Source organism: Terriglobia bacterium (genome assembly GCA_036496425.1).
Taxonomy (GTDB): domain Bacteria; phylum Acidobacteriota; class Terriglobia; order 20CM-2-55-15; family 20CM-2-55-15; genus 20CM-2-55-15.
This window is the reverse complement of the sequence record DASXLG010000182.1, coordinates 1-19,982: the sequence shown is the minus strand read 5'-3', so window position 1 is coordinate 19,982 and position 19,982 is coordinate 1. Positions and strand designations below refer to the sequence as shown.

Annotated in this window: 20 protein-coding genes; 6 read left to right on the top strand and 14 right to left on the bottom strand. The window is 56.4% G+C overall.

Annotation, left to right across the window (positions count from 1 at the left end; translation table 11 throughout):
• Positions 1-583: cytochrome b/b6 domain-containing protein (locus VGK48_12965; protein ID HEY2382083.1), on the bottom strand; the 583-nt coding region annotated here is incomplete at its 3' end.
• 53 nt (positions 584-636) lie between these two features.
• Here VGK48_12965 and mqnE point away from each other — a divergent pair.
• Positions 637-1,728 carry an aminofutalosine synthase MqnE gene (mqnE, locus tag VGK48_12960; protein ID HEY2382082.1) on the top strand — a complete coding sequence of 364 codons (1,092 nt, stop codon included), beginning with the start codon at positions 637-639 and terminating at the stop codon, positions 1,726-1,728.
• A 224-nt stretch (positions 1,729-1,952) separates the two neighbouring features.
• The gene (locus VGK48_12955) at positions 1,953-2,087 is read left to right on the top strand and encodes a hypothetical protein (protein HEY2382081.1); all 135 of its coding nucleotides are present in this window, start codon (positions 1,953-1,955) and stop codon (positions 2,085-2,087) included.
• Positions 2,088-2,318: 231 nt separating this feature from the next.
• On the opposite strand, the gene VGK48_12950 is transcribed toward VGK48_12955, so the two are convergent.
• The 5 genes from VGK48_12950 to VGK48_12930 form a co-directional block, all read right to left on the bottom strand.
• Positions 2,319-3,149, bottom strand: a complete 831-nt coding sequence (locus VGK48_12950) for a TIGR03435 family protein (GenBank protein HEY2382080.1) — start codon at positions 3,147-3,149, stop codon at positions 2,319-2,321.
• Positions 3,150-3,225: 76 nt separating this feature from the next.
• A complete protein-coding gene (locus VGK48_12945) occupies positions 3,226-5,454 on the bottom strand; it encodes a glycoside hydrolase family 99-like domain-containing protein (protein ID HEY2382079.1) in 2,229 nt (742 codons plus the stop codon).
• A gap of 8 nt (positions 5,455-5,462) precedes the next feature.
• Positions 5,463-6,272, bottom strand: a complete 810-nt coding sequence (locus tag VGK48_12940; protein HEY2382078.1) for a TylF/MycF family methyltransferase — start codon at positions 6,270-6,272, stop codon at positions 5,463-5,465.
• Complete coding sequence (locus VGK48_12935) at positions 6,236-6,874, bottom strand: CmcI family methyltransferase (protein HEY2382077.1); 639 nt, start codon at positions 6,872-6,874, stop codon at positions 6,236-6,238. The genes VGK48_12940 and VGK48_12935 overlap by 37 nt, the downstream gene beginning before the upstream one ends.
• A 4-nt stretch (positions 6,875-6,878) precedes the next feature.
• The gene (locus VGK48_12930; protein ID HEY2382076.1) at positions 6,879-8,039 is read right to left on the bottom strand and encodes a methyltransferase domain-containing protein; all 1,161 of its coding nucleotides are present in this window, start codon (positions 8,037-8,039) and stop codon (positions 6,879-6,881) included.
• Between the two features lie 264 nt (positions 8,040-8,303).
• Between VGK48_12930 and VGK48_12925 the strand changes: the two genes are divergently transcribed.
• The 4 genes from VGK48_12925 to VGK48_12910 all read left to right on the top strand — a co-directional run bounded on the left by VGK48_12925 (position 8,304) and on the right by VGK48_12910 (position 13,356).
• Positions 8,304-9,617 carry a hypothetical protein gene (locus VGK48_12925; protein ID HEY2382075.1) on the top strand — a complete coding sequence of 438 codons (1,314 nt, stop codon included), beginning with the start codon at positions 8,304-8,306 and terminating at the stop codon, positions 9,615-9,617.
• 140 nt (positions 9,618-9,757) lie between these two features.
• Positions 9,758-10,558, top strand: a complete 801-nt coding sequence (locus VGK48_12920) for a class I SAM-dependent methyltransferase (protein ID HEY2382074.1) — start codon at positions 9,758-9,760, stop codon at positions 10,556-10,558.
• Complete coding sequence (locus VGK48_12915; GenBank protein ID HEY2382073.1) at positions 10,540-12,390, top strand: hypothetical protein; 1,851 nt, start codon at positions 10,540-10,542, stop codon at positions 12,388-12,390. Before VGK48_12920 ends, VGK48_12915 begins: the two co-directional genes overlap by 19 nt.
• 45 nt (positions 12,391-12,435) lie before the next feature.
• Positions 12,436-13,356 carry a radical SAM/SPASM domain-containing protein gene (locus VGK48_12910; protein HEY2382072.1) on the top strand — a complete coding sequence of 307 codons (921 nt, stop codon included), beginning with the start codon at positions 12,436-12,438 and terminating at the stop codon, positions 13,354-13,356.
• On the opposite strand, the gene VGK48_12905 is transcribed toward VGK48_12910, so the two are convergent.
• The 8 genes from VGK48_12905 to VGK48_12870 all read right to left on the bottom strand — a co-directional run.
• Positions 13,353-16,427, bottom strand: coding sequence for an efflux RND transporter permease subunit (locus VGK48_12905; protein HEY2382071.1), 3,075 nt, complete (start codon positions 16,425-16,427; stop codon positions 13,353-13,355). The genes VGK48_12910 and VGK48_12905 overlap by 4 nt on opposite strands.
• 2 nt (positions 16,428-16,429) lie before the next feature.
• Positions 16,430-17,635 carry an efflux RND transporter periplasmic adaptor subunit gene (locus VGK48_12900; protein HEY2382070.1) on the bottom strand — a complete coding sequence of 402 codons (1,206 nt, stop codon included), beginning with the start codon at positions 17,633-17,635 and terminating at the stop codon, positions 16,430-16,432.
• A gap of 23 nt (positions 17,636-17,658) precedes the next feature.
• Entirely contained in the window at positions 17,659-18,081 is a 423-nt protein-coding gene (locus VGK48_12895) for a cupin domain-containing protein (GenBank protein HEY2382069.1), read from the bottom strand.
• A 28-nt stretch (positions 18,082-18,109) separates the two neighbouring features.
• On the bottom strand, positions 18,110-18,331 hold the full coding sequence (locus VGK48_12890; protein HEY2382068.1) for a hypothetical protein: 222 nt from the start codon (positions 18,329-18,331) through the stop codon (positions 18,110-18,112).
• A gap of 103 nt (positions 18,332-18,434) precedes the next feature.
• On the bottom strand, positions 18,435-18,566 hold the full coding sequence (locus VGK48_12885) for a hypothetical protein (GenBank protein HEY2382067.1): 132 nt from the start codon (positions 18,564-18,566) through the stop codon (positions 18,435-18,437).
• A gap of 166 nt (positions 18,567-18,732) precedes the next feature.
• Positions 18,733-19,236, bottom strand: coding sequence for a hypothetical protein (locus VGK48_12880; protein HEY2382066.1), 504 nt, complete (start codon positions 19,234-19,236; stop codon positions 18,733-18,735).
• Positions 19,237-19,241: 5 nt separating this feature from the next.
• Positions 19,242-19,475: a hypothetical protein gene (locus VGK48_12875; GenBank protein ID HEY2382065.1), complete on the bottom strand. Its 234-nt coding sequence runs from the start codon at positions 19,473-19,475 to the stop codon at positions 19,242-19,244.
• A gap of 142 nt (positions 19,476-19,617) precedes the next feature.
• A partial coding sequence (locus tag VGK48_12870) for a hypothetical protein (protein HEY2382064.1) occupies positions 19,618-19,982 on the bottom strand: 365 nt, incomplete at its 5' end.

The following is a 19,982-nucleotide window of genomic DNA, read 5'->3' as shown; positions in this document are numbered from 1 at the left end:
CGCTCACGAGTACTTTTTGAGCGAGGATCATGCCTCGCATCCCGCTCCCGAATCCGGAAAGAACAACCATCGCGACATGGCCGATTACGAACAGGACCAGGATGTCCGTTACGAAGAAGTGGATCGTCCGTGAAGACTGATGCCCTCCAAACAGGCTGCCGATGAAAGGAAGCGCCGCTGTTACCGCGGGAGACATTGCGAGACCTGTCACAATCATCAGCGGAAAGAGAACAAAGACCACGGTGAGGTATGCGATCCGCTGAGCTGCACTGTACTTCATGGCCTGCTCTTTTCCGAAGTGGCGCGACAGGATTCCACATACGACGTAGGCGATCCCATTCAGCACACACAGCCAGGCAGCCAGAAAATGGAGGCTTCGTCCCCAGCCCGATTGGTCCGTATTCAGCGGCAACGGCAACTCCAGCAGTGCGGGGCTGCCATAGGCGCCCGTCTCTCCCCAATAGAGCCTCGGGTGAGCCAGCAGAATGGCCGTACCGCTGACGATCAACCCGAGAAAAGCCAGTGTGTTGATCCAATGCGTAAGCCGGACGACCAGATTATGCCGCACTGAAATCCTCGACATGTGTTGGCGCCGACAATATCACACCCGCCGGTTCATGTATAATTTCGGGCACAATGACGGACTTGAACGCAATTCAGGGCAAGGTAGAACGCGGGGAGCGGCTTTCCTTTGAGGAGGGCGTTGATCTTTTCAGATCAAACGACATCGTCATGCTGGGCCGCCTTGCGAATGTGACACGCGAGCGCTTGAATGGCGACCGCACATACTACAACGTCAACCGGCATATCAATTACACCAATGTCTGCGTCATCGACTGCCAGTTGTGCCAGGGTGCCTATGCGCGAAAGCCCGGCCAGGACGGGAGTTACACCATGCTGCTCGAAGAGGTGTTTCGCTTTGCCGAGCAGCAATACTCGGATTCGTTGACCGAGTTCCATATCGTCGGCGGGCTGAATCCGGAATTGCCTTTCGAGTACTACCTCGACGTCCTGCGAGGCCTGAAGCATCGATTTCCGGCGGTTCATCTCAAAGCATTTACGATGGTTGAGCTGGACTTCTTCACGAAGGTCACGCGTCAACCGCTCGAATGGGTCATCGAACAGCTAGCAGGCGCCGGCATGGGCAGCTGTCCGGGCGGTGGCGCCGAGATTTTCGCGGAAAGAGCGAGGCCTTTGATTGCCGGTCACAAGATGTCCGGTCCGCGCTGGCTCGAAGTAGCGAAGGCCGTTCACAAAGCAGATATCCGTTCGAATGCCACCATGCTGTACGGACACATCGAAACACTCGAAGAGCGTGTCGATCATCTGGTCCGGTTGCGCGAGCTCCAGGATGAAACGGGCGGCTTCAACTGTTTTATCCCGCTAGCCTTCCATCCCGAACATACGGTATACGCGCATTTGCCGACGACGACAGGAATGGACGATCTGAAGGTGATCGCTGTTTCGCGTTTGATGCTCGATAATTTCCCGCACATCAAGGCCTATTGGGTTACCCTCACACCGGCGCTGGCTCAAATCGCGCTTCGGTTCGGCGCCGATGATCTCGACGGCACAATTGTCGAAGAGCGCATTATCCACGGAGCCGGAACCCCGACGAGTCAGGGAATGACTCGAGAGCAGATCGAGAAACTCATTCGCGATGCCGGCCGCATTCCGATCGAGCGGGATACCTTATATAACCCCATTCAACGCGTTTTTGCCTCTTAAGCCGGAACGGCAGAGAGACGAAAGGTTCTGCTGGCCGTTCCTTAGCCACTTTCAAAGACCAAGCCGGACAATGCATTCACCTGGATCGAGGACATCGAGCGTGGCGATCCAAGGGCACAGTAATTGCTGGGTCCACTGCCGATCGTTCGTATCTCGTTGTGTTCACGTTATCAGCACGCGGTTATGTGCAGTTTTTGCACATATGCTGTGCTGGAGAATTCACAGTGTTAAATCGTGCCCTGTATCGCCGGGTATGGGTGGCCGTAATTATCATGTTCGGGTCATGTCTGAGCCTTCGTGCTCAGACAGCTACGAACTGGATCACGACGTATGCGGGAGTCGGTGTTCTCAAGCCCTGAGAGCGACCGGTTCATGCATGCGCTGTCGGAGGACGGCCTTGATTTGCCGCAACTTTTCTTGGCGTCGTGCAGTTCCAACCCGAACTTGCCCTGCAGCAGAGAGTTCATAAGTTTCAGGTTGCAGACGCGCCCTGCAGCAGAGAGTCCATAAGTTTCAAGTTGCAGACGTGTCCTGCAGCAGGCCGGGTATGCACCAGGAAAGGGAACTGTAAGCAGCATCGATTGATCTCGTTAATTTTCGGTCGGCGTTTTTCGCGCAGCGTCGACAACAAGGACGTCCAGCGGGCTTCTACTGCTTTCGAGCTTTAATCCAAACCTTGCCAGGCCGTCGTACATCGATGTGGGCGACGGAGAACCGTCGAGGACTCGCAGGGCATTGGGCGACATCACGAGTCCGGCGGCGACAGCGGCCCGAATCAGCATGACTCGGTAGTCTTCGGGTGCCAGGTCGAATTCGATGTCGTAGGATCCGTTGACTTCGGTCATGTCCAGAACCGGCCGGTCCACAAACCTCTCGAGCATTCCGGCAAGCGATGCCATCGTGACTTTCTTTGCGGCGAACTTGTTGTTCGCGAAGTTGAACGATGAACCGTGTCCGAGATCGACGGCGATCCCCTGTCCGGAGCCGGATCGCGTGAATGTTTGAGCGGCTTTTCCTTCCGCCGGACCTGCCGGCGCATCGAGCGGAATTTCCGCTGCCTTAAAGCCGGCCGGCGCGACTCGGAGCGCATAAACCGGAAAATCCTTCTTTTCCCGATGGCTTTTCAGCTCGAAACGCTCTTCCAGAAGCGCCTGCATCATTTCAGGTACCTGCGCGGGATCGCTTCCTTCAGCCAGCGTGGCGACAATGTCGAAACGATCGGTCGTCATCCAATCCGGAGCTGAGATCTGATTCAGCTTCAATCGATAGGCCATGCCGACATAGTCCTTAACAGTCAGCCCGCTGACCCTGAACTGGGCGCCGTCGGTGCGTCCGGCCGCCGCAACCGCCTGCCGTGGCGCATCGACCGCCTGCCGGATCGATGCAACCTCAAACGACAGTCGTTTTGCCTGTGCCTGCAAAAATAAAGCAGAGAGGAGAACGCAGAAACCGAATCCCGCTTTTCGCCTAGTTAATCAAACACCGCCTGAACAGCTGTCAGCCTCGCAAAAACCGTGTGAGGCGCCAGGAAAGGGAACTGTATGCGGCGGATAGTTCCTGTTTGACGGCCTGCAGTTGCTGCTCGAGCGCAGCCATGGCTTCCTCTTGAGTTTCCCTTTGAACGGAAAGATCACTTGCCAGTTTCGATCCGGCTTCCCGTTCGGAAGTGAGCTCTTGCCGAAGCATTGCGACCTCGCGCTGCAGCTTCGCGGCCTCCTGATGCGTCTTCTCGATTCCTTCATAGACCGCGGCCAATCGCTTTCTTTCCTCGGCCAGATCCTGTTCGGCCGTTTCGCGCTGCCGCGCCTCAATCGCCAGATCTTGTTGAACGTCGTTCAACCTGGCCGCGGCACTTGTAACCGGCTCGACCGGTGTTGGTATGCCTTTGTCCTCGAACGAATGCTTTTCCGAGCGATTGGTCTTTACCCGCAGAGTGGCTTCGAGAAACTGCCGCTGGAACCTGCGGTCCGGCTCGAGATGACAGCCCTCGGCCCATTCGTTCCAGGCATTGATAAAGACAAATCGATCCTGGGCGGGGAAGTCTTCGGTCGTTCTGCGAATGGATTCTTTGAGCCAGTATTCGTAGTTGGCAGGTGTGCCGTTCAGCGTGATGAATGCGCGTGATCCGACCCGCGCGGTCTGATCCCAGGACGGACTGACGGTCCGGAATACATTCGAATGCGGATAGCTCTCGTCGAGATAAGACTGTGCGAGGTCCGCGTATTCAACAACACAGCCGTGAAACGGTGTGTAGAAGTCGACCTGATCATTCACGCTGCCGCATTTACGATTGTGCGGAGGAAACTGCAGGCCGCTGTCGAAGCCAAGTTTCGCGTAATTCTCATTGTCGTTCGTGAGCGCTGCGCAAAGGTGAATTGGTCCGACACCGGCCTGCTCGCAATATTCTCTCCAGCTGTCGAGCGCTTTTTGGGGATCCGGGAGATGCTGTGGCTGATAGACGATCAGAAAAGGGGCGCCATTCAACCGGATGTACCGGGAGTCGTTGAAGAAGGGAATAACGCTCCTGATGAACTCGAGATCATCTGTAGGCAGGTACTTCTGTGCAATCAGAATCTCGTGATCGGCTCCGTCCCACCGGCGCGTCCAGTTTTCATTGGCCCAGCAGAGACAGAAAGGCATGTCGCTTTCCGGGTCTCGGAGCATGTCGTCGAGCGGGCGATTGAGAATGCGCGTTCCGGAGAACCAATAGTAGTAGTAGCAGAAGCCGTCGATACCGTATTCCTTTGCCAGGGCGATTTGTTCGTGCCGTGTTTCGCGCAGACGAAGATCGTAGAAGCCGAGATCTGCCGGCAGATGCGGCTGGTAATGGCCTGCGAATAAGGGCTCCGCCTTCGTGACGTTGGTCCACTCGGTGAATCCTTTCCCCCACCACAGGTTGTTTTCGGGAGTCGGATGAAATTGCGGCAGAAAGAAGGCCATAAGCCGGACTTTTTCTGAGGGCCCGACGGGGGCAACCCTTTCATCCCCGCTGCCGGCCGGGAGGGGCGGCGTCCGCAGTCCGAGCAACGAAATCCTTTCCGTTGCGAACTCCATCGGCACTACTTTCGCGACGACCTGGTAGACGTCTCCGAATTCATTCTTTAAAAGCTGCGTGCGCAGAGCGCCCGGCAGCCGATCCCAGGCTGCGGCAAACTCGGTCTCTTCGGGCAACCGGACCACGAACTCCGCAAGCGTGATGGCCAGGCCCGCGTTATCGAAAAGAGCCTGGATATTCTTCATGCCGAAGAAACGAATATGTGTTTTGTCGAGCAGGCCTGCGTCGCGATATTCGACGTCTTCGCCGAGTAGACATGCGATCACCGCATTGTGGCCGGTGTGCGGTATAGAGACCACGATGTAACCATCCTCGGCGAGCAGGTTCTTGAGGCGCGGCAGCAGTGTCCATGGATCGTAAAGATGTTCCAGGACGTCCGCGAGAATAATCACGTCGAATTTCGATTCGCTTGCGAGTGCTTCGGGCCAGGCAGGATTGTTGAGATCGACGCGGTATACCTGCTCACAGAAAGGTGTAAGCGAGGGAATCACGCTCTCGTCAATCTCCAGGGCCGTGATGCGGCAGCCAAATGAATCGCGCAAGACCCTGGTCATGGATCCGGGCCCCGCTCCAATCTCCAATACACGTTTTCCCCGGCCGGCCATACGAACGACTCTGGCCGGCGCGCCGTCGTCGTTGAGGTCGATCTGGTAGTCGTACTTATGGCCCATCTTGGAGATTACGGCTTCTGCCAGTACACGCCGACGCCGTCGATTTCGCGGATTTGGGGCGCGATATTCCGGGATGCCAGGAAGTCGTGAATGGCGTGCTTGCACCCGGGGACCACGTGGTAATCGTCGACGATGACATAACCGTCGGAGGAGAGTTTGTCGTACAGGGCATTCAACGCAACGATCGTCGATTCGTAAAGATCGCCGTCCAGGCGAAGCAATGCGAGACGTTGGATCGGCGCCGAGGGCAAGGTATCCTTGAACCATCCTTTGAGAAATACAATCTGAGCGTCGAGCAGACCGTACTTCTCGATGTTGCCGCGTACCGTTTCAAGCGGAACCGAGAGCTCCAGGAACTTGTGGTAATCCGATCCATTGTCCGCGGGATACTTCTGCGGGTCCGGAGCCGGTACGCCTTCGAAGGAATCCGCCACCCAGACGCGGCGGTCCGTCACGTTGTAGGCATGCAGCACGGCACGCATTAAAATGCACGCTCCGCCACGCCAGACGCCCGTTTCAATCAGATCACCCGGGATGCGTTCCTGTATGACTCTCTCGGCCAGCGTCCTCAGGTTGGATAGACGCCTGACGCCGATCATGGTGTGCGCCATCGACGGCCAATCGCGGCCGACTTCCCGGATGGATGCGTCATAAATGCCCTGGCCGACGGCCTGAAAAGCTTTATCCTGGTAAATCGTTCCAGCCAGACACTTCTCCATCAGCGATAGATATGCATCCCTCAGCCGTTCCACGCCGGAGAGAGCCGCTGACGGGCTTTGCTCTATGAGATCCTTTTCAGATATCCCTTTGGATTCCATGTAATTCCGAAGTTTTCCTTATTCCGGTCGATGATGAAGTTCTTATTGGTCCGGATAAATGCATCGACCGCCTCGTACGGCCCGGGCTCGGGGCCGACGTCAAGTCCATGATGGCAGATTCCGTCTTCGACGATAAAGTAGTTGTCCACGGTTACGAACTCTGCGTAAGTTTGAAGAACATTCAGCGTGTGCTCGTAGGTGTGCAGGCTGTCATCGATGATCAGCACGGATCGGGCTGCGGCCAGCTCGCGCTGGACCTGCGGCGCGACCTGGCATGCACCGCCCGTAATCAGACCAATGCGCGGATGGGCCTTGACGGACTCATGGATCTCGGCGTGGTTGCTGTCGACGCCGATGATTCTTCCGGCGCCAAGGACGTCACACATGTGAGCGAGCGCCAGAGTACTGCCGCCATAGAGATTGCCGATTTCGACGATGATGTCCGGCCGCGTCTCCCACACGATTTCCTGGTATACCCAGAAATCCAGCGGATTTTTCAGTGTCGGTATTCCATGATACCGGCAGTCTTCCATGATTCGCTTCTGCATGACCGGCAGCAGGCGGGCGAGCGGCCAGTCGAGGGCTTCTTCCATAAAAGGCATGTCTCTAGCCTCTCCCCAGCAGCCGAAGCAGCCCGGCCCGGATCGACCGGACGCGGAGGACAAACTTCCAGCCGGTACTTGCGTGAATGGCCGCGAGTTGTTCAATAAGAGCTGCGATTCGCTGCGACATTTCGACCTCGACGTTTTTCAGATGATTGGCGAGCGCCTGGATTTGCGTTTCGCGTGAGTACTCCAGGTCCTCCACCTGCTGCGCTCTCCACGCCAGCGCCTCATCTCTGGCTTCGATCGTCCGTTGAAGACTTTCGGCCTGGGAGCTTCGCCATTCCAAGCCCTTGCGGTCGGATTCCATGGTTTGACGAAGCTGCGCGAGTTCGTTTTCCAGATAAACGCGAGTCTTCGTCAGCGACTCAATCTGGCTTTTGTGCCACGCGAATGCTTCTTCGAGAGAAGCGAGTGTTTGCTTTCTGTCCGCGAGCTGGCGTTCCTGCCGCCTTATCGTCTCATCTTGATAAGCCCGGATATCGATCAACCCCTGCAATGCTTTCTCCTTATCATGAAGCAAGGCAAGGACAGGTTCGGAACATATGCTCTCAGGAAAAGACTGAAGAGCCAGGTCCGAGGCGATCGCCATCAGATATTGCGGTTTCTTTTGACCGGGAACTCCGTTGTTTGTTCCGGATGTATCGGTTCGAATGATCGAATTGGCAAATAGGGCCTGTATCATGACGTGGACATGTGTAAAGAACGGTTCCAACAGGTTCCGAAATTCTTCAGCCGTGAACGTTTTAGACCGAAAAAGATTGCCGGCGCAACCTGGTCCGGGCGCCGAAACGACAAGCAGTCCATCAGGCGTCAACAGGCGTTTGATTTCCGGAAACAATCGTTGCACGTTGGTTGAATCTTCAATCAGTTCATAGCCGACGATCCCATCGAACGCAGCGTTCTGGCTGATCGGCAAACTTGCCGGGGAACCGGCAACGAAGCTCAGGTTCGGGCGCTTGTGCTTTTCCGCCGCTCTTTGAATCAAGGCTGCGTCCACATCCAACCCAACGACCGATGCCGCTGTTTCGGCGAGGATTCGGGCACCGTATCCCTCGCGCGCTGCGATATCCAGAACGCGCCTTCCGCGCAGTAATTCGGACGCGTAGCTGTAGCGATGGAGATGCTCGAGGGGAATTGGAAATCCGGGATCTGCACGCGTCATACAACGGCCTTCAGCCCGGATGATGATGACATACGGAGCCAGTGCGTGCGAGTTGTTTTCCGTGTAAGGTGAACTTGGAAGCGGCAAAACGTTGCACACTGTTGACGCGCCTCCGACTTTTTCCATCTTAAAGGTTTCCAATAGAAGACATTGTTGTATGCTTTTTCCCTCATCGCGGCTGCAACGGAAATCAGTGAACTGGGGAGTGGATTTGTTTATCCGGAATGGCCGTCACTTACAACATTCAAATATGGGAGAGTCTCAATGCGTCTACGCGACACGATCGGTTTGCTGCTGTGCACGACACTTCTGTCACCTGGAATATCGGCCGCTTCGGGCCACGACGATGATAATGACCTCAAGAATGTAGTCTACGTTCAAAGCAATAATCCACAGCCTGGCAAGAATGCAGTCTTGGGTTATGTCCGAAATCCCAAAACCGGCGTCCTTACGGAAATGCCCGGCAGCCCTTTTCTCACGGGCGGCACGGGCTTCCTGAACAGCTCTGAGCGTTTGGGCCCGGACGATGCCGATCAGCAATTCGTGGTGACGGCGGACAACCGTTTTCTCTATGTCGTCAACGAGGGCAGCGGCACAATTGCCGGATTCGCGATTCAATCGAACGGATCGCTGAAGCCGGTTCCAGGTTCTCCGTTTCCCTCGGGGGGCGTACATCCCGTCAGCATCGGAATTACCGACTACCTGCTTTTCGTCGTGAATCAAGGAGACCAATTGCCGGGCGGCGCTGGTGGAACCCATAAACCGACTTACGCAAGTTTTTTGCAACTTGGACAGGGGACATTGATTCCATTGCCGGAGCCCCAGCCATCGCAGGTTGCCGGGTCGTCTCCAACCCAGGCGTTGATCTCGCCTAACGGCCGCTTGCTGTTCGACGCCAATCTTTTTGAGAACCCGTTCAACAACACGGGATTACCGCCCTTTATTCCGCCGTTCTCCAGCGAATTGCACAGCTATTACGTCACGCCGATTGGAATCCTGGTTCCCGCCGCGAAGACAGCCCCGCCGTCTCCGATTCCGCCATTCATCCTGGGTCTTCAGGCTCACCCGACACAGAAGATCCTTTACGCCGGCTTTGTGGTGGCCAGCGCAATTGGAACCTATACATATGACGATAACGGGCACATGACGTTTGTCGGGACCGCGCCGGGCGCGCCCAATGGCGGGCTGTGCTGGATCGCGATCAGTCCGAATGCGAAAAACCTGTACACGTCGGATGCGATTACGGATCAGATCGATGTTTATTCCATCGCGGATCCTTTGCATCCGGTCCTGACTCAGACTGTAAACCTGGCGGGAATAAAGAACCCGGCGAACTTCAATGTGACGGCTACATTGTGGGATACGACGCCGTTTCAACTTCAGACCTCGCCGGACGGCGCCTTCCTTTATGTGGTCAATCACCAGGAAACCGTCGGCGGTAATGCGACCGGGAATGCGCTTCATATTTTGAAGATCGGGACGGGCGGGACGCTGACCGAGATTCCTTCTTCTCCGTTGGTCTTCCCGGCGTCGGAAGTTCCAAATAACGCGCATCCGCTGGGCGTCGCGGTCTTTTAACTCGAAGGAACGGGATACAAGAGGCACAGTAAAGAACACATTTGTGCCTTTTGTGTCCTGTTCCTTTTTGTTGTGCTCCAGGCCTGTCAACGCCGGCCGCCTTATTGACGCGGTCGAAACCATGCGTCACACTGCGGCACATGGAGTCAGTTTCGGAATTTCCGCCGGGCGCCGTCGTCGGGAAAGACAGCATCCGCATTAACGACATTCAGTTCAAGATCAACTATTCGGCGGACATGCTCACCATGGAGTCGGCGGCGGAATCCTTCGTTCTGCCGAAGACATTTGAAATGGTGTCTTACTATTACCGTCTCGGACAGACGGCGAGCATCAAAAATATCGTCGATCTCGGTATTTTTAAAGGCGGCAGCGCCGCGCTCTTCCACCTTCTTTACCGCCCCGAGAAGCTTGTGGCACTGGATATCTCCGACAAAAGAGAGCAGGCGCTCGACGGTTATATCGAGAAACACTTTGCCCGGGATACCTTGCGTCCGTTTTATGGCTACGATCAGGGCAATGGGCCTCGCCTGCAGGAACTGATTCGAACGGAGTTTGGCGCAGTCCCTCTGGATCTGGTGGTTGACGACGCGTCGCATGCATACTCGTTGACGCGGGCGTCATTTAACACCCTGTTCCCCTATCTGCGGCCCGGAGGTACTTACGTCATAGAAGATTGGGGCTGGGCGCATTGGGACGGATGGGCGCATATGCCGTCCGATTACCAGCAGAGCGGCGGATTGTTCCCCGGCCAGCCCGCGATGACGAACCTCATTTTTGAATTGATCATGGCTGCTGCGACATCTCCGGGGGTGATCGCTCGAGTCAGTGTCACCTTCAATATGGCCGTTATTGAGAAAGGGCCCGATACGGTCGATCCGCTGACTTTCGATGTCGGTGCATATCACGTCGCACGGGGTCATCAGTGGCAGCCGATTCTGTGATCAAGCCTCCGGCAAAACGCGCGAGTCTTGTAATCGTTGCGATCGTATGGGCGTTAATGTTGAGTGGCGCGCTGGGGCTTGTCAGCACTTACGGCACAAGAACATTGCCGCAGAACGACGAAATGTGGGCGCTTTATGACTCCGGTTCGGGCATTCACCTCTCATGGCTCTGGCATACGTGGGCCGAGCATCGCGTCCCGTTAGCCAAACTCATCTGGAAAAGCGTGCTTCTGCTCACCGGATATGATTTCCATGCCGGTGACTTTTTGACGGTCCTGCTCATGGCTGCGGCTGCCTTTGCGATGGTCTGGACCGCAAAGCGGGTCCGCGGCCGCGTTATTCTCGCCGACGCTTTCTTCCCTCTGGCGCTGCTGAATTTCGGGCAGGCCCAGGTCTTCCTGATGTGGTGGCAGGTCAATCATGTGCTGGCGCCGGTCACTGCCGTCGCCATCCTGGGCATTCTGGTTGTCCACGGAAACCACCTCCAGTTGCGTCATGCGGCGGCCATCGGCGGCTGTTTGATTCTGTTTGTGTTATGCGGACCCGGCGGGCTGCCTTATGTTCTCGGGCTGGCGTTCTGGTTCATCGTCTGGATAGCGATGCAGTGGCCGTCTTTCGGCGAGACCCAACGGCGTCAGTCTGTGTTCGTCCTGGCCACAGTCGTCGTAGCGCTCGGTTTGCTGGGGTATTACTTCGTCGATTACAAGCCGTACTTTCCGGTGAACGATCCGCCGACCGTGTCGTCGTGGCCTCCATCGGATTTGCGATCCGCCGGAATGGGATATCTGCAGATTCTCGGTCTGAGCCTGGGAAGTGCGACAAAGCCGTACGCGATTGTCTGTGGCATCGGTGTTCTCGTGTTCGCAGCAATCACCGCGGTGGTGCTTGTCCTGATGTGGTTCAAGCGCCCGCCGGAGCGTTGGCGTGCTTTTGGCCTGGCTGCCCTGTTCGGCGTTCAGTGTGTGCTTCTCGCATTCATCTCGTGGTCCCGAGCCGGGATGGGGCTGGACTATATTTACCTCGGTCATTACCTGACCATCGCTACACCTGCCCTTTGCGGACTTTATTTCGTCTGGGAATTTCGGGGCGGAACCCTCGGACGTCTGGTCCAGTTTGCAATGATGATCGTCCTGGCAGTTCTGGCTCCCTTGAACTTTCTGCAGGCCAGAGTCGTCGGACAGAGCCTTCAACAGCAAACTGCGGCATTCGAGCGCGATGTCCATCGCGGTGTTCCGCCATCGGTTCTTGCAGAGCACCACTTTGCCAGCGACGTCGTGCCGCGGGCCGACAAACTGACGCAAATCATCCGGGCATACAAAGCGAATGGGATAGGAATCTTTGGACAGATCCGGGACGATCCGCCATACCACGTCGAAAGTGTTCCTGTGAAAACGGCGGCTCTGGACGGAGCCGTCCTTCACGACGGAATCATTTCCGCCGCCGCCGGCAGCGTTGGGAAAAGCAGCGCGCTGACCTTTGCGCTTCCGAGGGTCCGGCATGTTTATGCCGTGCGTTTCCGGTTCAGATACATAAAGACCGCGGATTCGTGGCCGATGTTTCATGTGTACTGGCGTAACAGTATGGTTCAGGAGTTCACCGATACAACTCCGGCAAGTATGGTGAGATCGTTTGCATGGGTTGTTTCCGGTCCGGATCAGCCGACGTGGGCGCTGGTCGATGGCAAAATCCAGGTTGACGCGAAGGTGCGCAGCGACAGGGTTCTGACGGTGTGGGTGGATGCAGAAGTGGATCAGATCCGGATTTATCCGGACGTTCTGCCGTGTGATTTTCGGCTCGCGGATATTGAAGTGCTGGGGCCCGTGAGCACTTAACCGCGTGATAAGAATGATAAGATCGGCCTGCAACGAGAACTCGAGATGATGGATACGGAACGTAACATTGCCTGGGTGGATACGATCGATGTGTGTCACTTGAAGTGTCCCACTTGTATCCGAGGTGTGCGTGGCCTGGAAAACACCGCTCGCAAGATGGACATGGAAATGTTCGAGGCCGTAGCCGCCCGGCTCAGGCAGCAGGGTTTCCAGCGAATCGGCCTTCTGAACTGGACCGAGCCGTTCTTGAACCGGGACATACACGACTATGTGTCCGCCGCGAAAAGAGCGGGCTTCTGGGTTCTGCTGTGTTCCACGTTATCCATTCCACGCATTGATAATCTCGAAGACACCTTGGCGGCCGGACTGGATCAGCTGACCGTAACGGTGTCCGGAATCGACCAGGAAACGTATGAGATCAATCATGCCGGTGGACACCTTGATTACGTGATGCAGAACCTCCGGCTGGTGCGTGAAATAAAGCAGCGCCGGTCGCTGCCCATACAGGTCGATCTACGGTTTCTGAAGTTCGATTACAACGTGCATCAGGAGCCGCAGCTTCGCGGCCTTGCGGAATCTCTTGGATTTCGGTTCGAGCCGCTGGATGGAGTCGGTGATCCCAGGTCCAACGCGATGAGCGAGCACGACGATACGCGTTATGTGCGTGAGGCGATGGCGGCTGCCGGCAAACGGTCGCCCGAGGATGAAGGAAAAGCCTGCGAACTGATGTTCAATCAGATCGCGATCGACTGCGCCGGCGACATTTATATCTGTTGCGCAATGCCGAATTTCGCATCGTTGCGGATCGGAAAATTCCTGGAAATGACCTCCGAAGAAATTCTGGCAGCCAGATTTCTTCACCCGTTCTGCCGCGCCTGCACGCTGCCGCGCCGGGACCGGACGGCAGTGGAAGAGATTCGCCTTCAGGCTGCACTGAGCGCAGCGGGGGCATCGAGAGCCGGCTAATCGCCGACACCGACCGCTTCTACAACCTCGTCGCTTCGCCGCAGCCAAGCCTGCAGTTCTTCCAGATAGAGATATAAAACGGGAGTGATGTAGAGAGTCAGCAGCTGGGAAACCAGAAGCCCGCCGACTACCGCGAGTCCGAGCGCCTGCCGGGCATCCGCACCTTCACCATATCCGAGCGCCACCGGCAGTGTGCCGAACAGGGCCGCCATCGTTGTCATCATGATCGGGCGAAAACGGAGAATGCAGCCCTGGTAGATCGCTTCGGCGGGGGCTTTCCCCTCCACCCGCTGCGCTTCGATCGCAAAGTCGATCATCATGATGGCGTTTTTCTTAACCACACCGAAGAGCATGATCAAGCCGACGAACGCATACAGGTCTAATTCCTTGTGGAAAATCACCAGCGTCAGCAGGGCTCCGAAAATCGCAGAGGGCAGGCCCGAAAGAATCGTGATGGGGTGAATGAAACTCTCGTAGAGAACTCCGAGTACGATGTAAATAACGAGAATCGCAACAATCAGCAGAATCGAGAGGTTCTGAAAAGATTCCTGGAATTCCTTTACAGTCCCCTGAAAACTTGCCGCCACACTCGCCGGCATTCGAAGTTCTCGAATCGTGTCCTTGATCCTGTCCGCGGCCTCGCCCAGCGAGAGTCCCGGCTGCAGATTGAAGGAAACGGTCGACGCGGGGATCTGGCCGAAGTGATTGACGCTCAGAGGGCCGACACTCCGGGTCACGGACGCGACCTCATCGAGCGGCACCAGCTGTCCCTTCGACGATTTTACATAGAGCTTTTGCAACGCTTCCGGCGACCGTTGATAGGCCGGCTGCACTTCGAGGATCACGGAATACTGATTCGCCGGCGCGTAGATGTTGGACACTTGTCTATCGCCGAAAGAGCTGTACAGCGCGTCCTGGACTTGTTCGGGCGTGACGCCCAGCGACAAAGCCCGGTCGCGATCGATATCGACGCGCACCTGCGGGCTGGCAATTAAGAGATCGCTGCTGACGTCCACGAATCCGGGCAGCATTTGAATTTTTTGCGTCAGCTTTGGCGTCCAGTCGTAGATATCCTTCAGGCTGACGCTCTGCAGAGTCATCTGGTACAGACTGGTCGTGAATTGCCCGTTGATCGTGATCGGCGGCGGGTTTTGCAGGAAAGTCATGATTCCCGGCACCTGCGCGACTTTTGGCCGCAGCTCGCCGATCGCATCATCGACGGACAACTGCCGTTCGCTGCGCGGTTTCATGATCGAAAACGCATAGCCCACGTTACTTTCGGATGAGAACGCGACCGAGCCCAGAAGGTTGGGATCCCTGGCCATGATGTCGGCGACGGCTTTCTGCCGCTGGGCCATCGATTCGTAAGAGATGTCCTGCCCGCCCATGCTCACACCGAGGATGAATCCACTGTCCTGGCTCGGGATGAAGCCGGTTGGCATCGTTTTGAACAGATAGACCGTTCCGATCAGCATGACGACGGCGACGGCCATGGTTGCGAAGCGGTGATCCAGGACCTTGCGCAGTGTGTAGTCATACGCGCCGGCAATGGAGTCGAAGCCTTTTTCGAGAGCCCGATATAGCAGACCATGCCTGCGGTTATGCGGCGGCAGATAGCGGCTGCCCAGCATAGGCGTGAACGTGAGCGAGACAAATCCAGAAATCACGATCGCAACAATGATCGTCACCGAGAATTCGTGTAACAGCCGGCCGACCATTCCGCCGAGGAAGAGAACCGGGATGAAGACCGCGATCAGCGATATCGTCATCGACACGATCGTGAAACCGATTTCCTTCGATGCGAGCATCGCCGCTTCAAAACGGCCTTTGCCCATCTCCATGTAGCGGACGATGTTTTCCAGCATGACGATCGCATCGTCGACCACAAAGCCGACGCACAGCGTCAAGGCCATCAGTGAAAGTGTATTGAGGCTGTAACCGAGCAGGTACATCGCCGCGAACGTTCCAATAATCGACAGGACGACGGCGGAGCCGGGGATGAGAGTCGCGGACAGATTGCGGAGAAACAGAAAGATAACCATCACCACAAGGGCGATCGTCAATACGAGGGTGAATTCGACGTCGTAGATCGAAGCGCGCACCGATTGCGAAGCATCGTATAGCAGTTCGAATTTGACCGCCGGCGGCAGCGCCGCCTGAAGCTCGGGGAGAAGTTTTCGAACGTCGTCGACGATCTGAACCGTGTTCGTGCCGGGCTGCCGTGAGACCGCCAGAATGATTCCGCGTGTGCCGTTATTCCAGGCGATGGTTTTGTTGTCTTCGACGCTGTCGATGACGTTTGCCACTTCTTCGAGGCGCAGCGGGACGCCATTGCGCCACTCGACAATCAGAGGCCGGTATGCTGCAGCTTCCGTCAATTGGCCGCTCGATTGAACCGTAAATGATTGCTTGGGGCCGCGCAGGCGGCCGGTTGGAAGGTTGACGTTACTCTGCTGGACGGCACGTTGAACTTCGTCGATTCCGACATGATGCGATGCGAGCCGGTCCGGATCGACCTGGATCCGAACGGCGTATTTCTGCGCGCCGTAGATCTGAACGCGCGACACGCCACTGACGGATGACATGCGTTGCGCGATCATCGTCTCCGCATATTCGTTCACGGTATACAGAGGCAGGGTGCTGGACATCAGTGCCAGATAGAGAATCGGCTGCTCGGACGGATTCTGTTTCGCGTATGACGGTGGACGGGGCATCGGCGGAAGAATCGCCTGGGCAATCGCAGACTGTACGTCCTGCGCCGCCGCGTCGATCGACCTGTCGAGCGCGAATTGAACGGTGATGGTTGAGACGCCTTGAGTGTTCGAAGAGCTGATCGAACGGACACCCGCAATCGTCGAGAACTCGCGTTCCAGCGGTGTCGCGATCGAGGATGCCATGGTTTCCGGGTTCGCGCCGGGCTGGGCAGCGGTGACTTGAATCGTTGGATAGTCCACGCTCGGAAGGGCGGCTATCGGCAGCGCGCGAAAACCGACAATGCCGAACAGCAGGATCGCGAACGTGACGAGAGTCGTCATGATCGGACGCTCGATAAAAATGCGCGAAAAGTGCATGACTAGTTCGCTTTTGGCTCGGCAGGCGATGCCGTTGAGATTTTTGCGCCGGGGAAGAGGCGGGATTGTCCGTCGGTGACGACTGTTTCTCCCGCTGCCACGCCTTTTTCAACGATCACCTTTCCTGAGACCGTCTGCCCCACGACGACCGGACGCGGCTCGACGCTCTGATCCGCTTTGACCACATAGACGAGGGAGCCCTGCTGGCTGACTTGAACTGCTTCCGAAGGAACGATGGTGTGGGTTTCTGTATCCAGAGTTAATACGACATTCACGAACTGGCCGGGCCACAAACGTCCGTCTTTATTGTCGAATGCGGCTTTCAAACGGATCGTGCCGGTGTTCGCATCCACAGTGTTGTCGATGACGGAAAGCATTCCTGTCTCATGCGCCGATCCCTTGTCGGGCGCCACATCCACAGTCAACTTACGGCGCGCCTGTTGTTGCGAGATGGTGCCAAGGTATCGTTCGGGCACGCCAAACGTAACGAAGATCGGCTTGATCTGATTCAAGACAACCAGGCCGGTGTCCGCGTTTGCTTTGACGAGATTCCCTGCATGCAGGAGAAGATTGCCCGCGCGTCCCGAGATGGGTGCATGAATCTCGCAGTAAGCCAGGTTGATTTTCGCCTGCTCGACCGCGGCCTGATCGCTGGCAAGCGTGGCCCGCATGGTTTCGATGGAGGCTTCATCGGCGGCGGCGGAATGTTTCGCTACCTCTGCGGTCGTCCGGATTTGATCTTCCTGTTGCCGGGTCGAGATGCCTTCCTTTGAAAGTTGCTCGAACCGGGCCGCATCGGCATTCGCGTTTTTCAACTGCGCCTGGCTGCGCGCGAGGGTTTCCTGCGCAACCCGCAGCTGCGCCTGATCCTTGGCGACGTTCGCTTCGGCCTGGCGGAGCGCCTCGCGAAAAGGGCGCGAATCGATCTCGAACAGCAAATCCCCCTGGTTGACCGAGGTTCCCTCCGTGAAGTTGACGGTCATCAACGGTCCGGCGACCTGCGCTTTGACTTCGACTGTCGAAAAGGCTTCCACCGTTCCAACGGTTTGAACCTGAGTGGGCACTGCTTCTTCGGTCGCCTGGGCGACGGCGACTGGAACAGGCGGAAATACCGGAGCACTGCCGGACTGCGTTTGCGCCGGCGAGCAGCCGGCAGCCACAACTAAACTGAGCGCGGCTATCGCCGCGGATTTTTTACTCCAACGCATCAAGGCAGTGTAGCGGAGAATGGCTAAGGTTTAATGACTTTTACAACGTAATAAGTGAATGGCTGCGGAACTTCTTTGAACCAATGGGGAATACCGGCAGGAATAGCGATGACATCACCCTTCGACAGCTGATGAACTTCGCCTCCGCGGATGTCCGTGCCCCGCTGCTGATTCGGGGCTGTGACTTTACCGCCGATCATGGTGCCGCCGGTCACGAATGTGGCCTGTCCGTCAAGCACATAGAAAGTGTCTGTCTCTTTGTCGTGTATTTCGACCTGCCCGGGTGCTTTCCGGGTAAGGATTTCGACCAGGAAGTCGGGCGCCGTGATCAGCGCCCCACCCTTCGCTACCTTTGCATGATCCACGTACGTCACTTTTGCCGTGCCGGCCGCACCAGCGGCTACCGCCATAGACACCAACAATCCGATTGCCAGCTTAACCTTCATACCTGAATCATCCCTATCCCGGCCAGCCTCACGCGGCCATGCGGAGGCGATCGTAAAACTCCGCAAAAAAGAGTTCGACCTCCTTTTCGGCGCGCCGCTTCGCATAGCCGTAACGCGCTTGCAGCAGGTCGGTCAATTTAGACTCATCGACCGTACACTGCTCAATCTCGGAGTTGCTTAGTTGTTCCCAGCGACGACGAATTTCGCCGAGCAATAGACGACTGGGTTGCCGTTCAAACGCATTCGCCATACGAGACTCCTTTTCCAAAAATAGAAGTCAGACTGGACCATGCAGGCAGGCGAATCCAGTATCGCGCTAAGGAAGGAATCCGGCAATGTTTTATTCAGCGGCCTCAGGCTCGCCGGAGCGATCCGGGGCGGTCTTGCAGCATATCGAACTTGGAGGTCTGTCCGGGCAATTTGCCGGTCGAGGTCGGTTTTGCTGCCGGCTTCGCCTGAGCTTCCTTTGCTCTCATCGCCTGCATTTTCTTATTTTTGTTTGCTCCGTCTTTCTTCTTTCTCTGTCCCTGGTTCGGCATTTTCGATAGTCCCCCTGTGGAAACGATTGCAGATAAGTTTCCTTTTGGAAAAGGGGAGGGGGCGCACACCCGAACTCCCGAACTAATTCGGGAGTTCGGGGGTGCGACCCCTTTAATGCACCGTTAAAACTTCTAACAGCAGATTGACGAATAATGCGATGTCGAAGGCAATGAGGAAGAGCGTGGCAATACCGAACTCATTTCCGCTGCGGGAAAAGATGTTGGCGGTCTTCCAATAAACGTCTTCAGCGTTTTTGATCAGCAGGTACTCGGCGACCATGCGGTCGTATGTGGGCGCCGGAATAGAAAGCTGAAGGCAGGCATATGCAACGCAACGTCCGGACGAGATATCTCGAATCTCCGTCTGGGAATAGGGTGAGATGACATAATTCCCACGCTTGCCCCCGACTTGGATAACGCCTTTATCTTCCAGTTCAGCCCATGCACTCTCAGGCAAGATGGAGCGCAATAGCTGGCGCGCCTTATCCTTGGCGCGCTCGTAGTCGTCCTGAGTCGGGTGCGAGAATATGTCGATGCGTTGCAGGGGGAAATTTTCCTGTATTCGCGTGGCCATAGTTACTCGGTACTCGGTTGTTGGGCGGGCTTCCGCCCGCATTTCGGTTAAAGGCCGCCCTGGACTCTTGGGATCAGAAGGATTTCCGCGTTTGGATCGAACTCGCGAATCAAGACATCGCGTTTTTCGGAGATGTCGGCGGCGAACCAGCCTTGAGCCACCTTCTCATTGAATTCCTTCTCGATTTCGGCGAGACGTTGTTGGGAAACCGTGGTTGTATCCCATTCGGCTAGCGTCTTATCTCCGCCGGCACAAATCATCCTTAGTTTCTTTAATGCCATGATTATCCCTTCCCTCGAGTTCAAAAGTTCTGACAAGAGGAGGTGCAATTCGGCTGCCGCAACGTCCGTCGCAGGCGGTGTTACACAAATGCAATGAGTTGGGCGCGATGCCTACGTTCCAAACCAGGGCTAAAAAGGGAAGTTAGGCCTTTGCGGGGACGTCAAAACAGTCTGAAAGGTATTCCGCTACCACCCGCGCCGACCTGGACCCGCGCTTGAGATATGGTGGATGAGGGAACCGCGGGCAACGTTCGAGTGCCTTCCGGTAGCAGTCTTCTTCAGCTTCGCGAATCGTTTTGCCTTGTGCGCGAACCACGATAACGGATTGTGCCGGATTTCCATCGCGCCCCATCTTCAACAGACAATCGTATCGATTATGTTTCCGCGATAATTCGATATAGAAAATGTCCCCGTTAGGAAAAGTGCGGACAGGCTTCGAGACCACAACGACATCTTGAGCAAGGCGAGGCATTCCGGTTCCCTCCGTGCGCGAAAGGTTGGCATTGG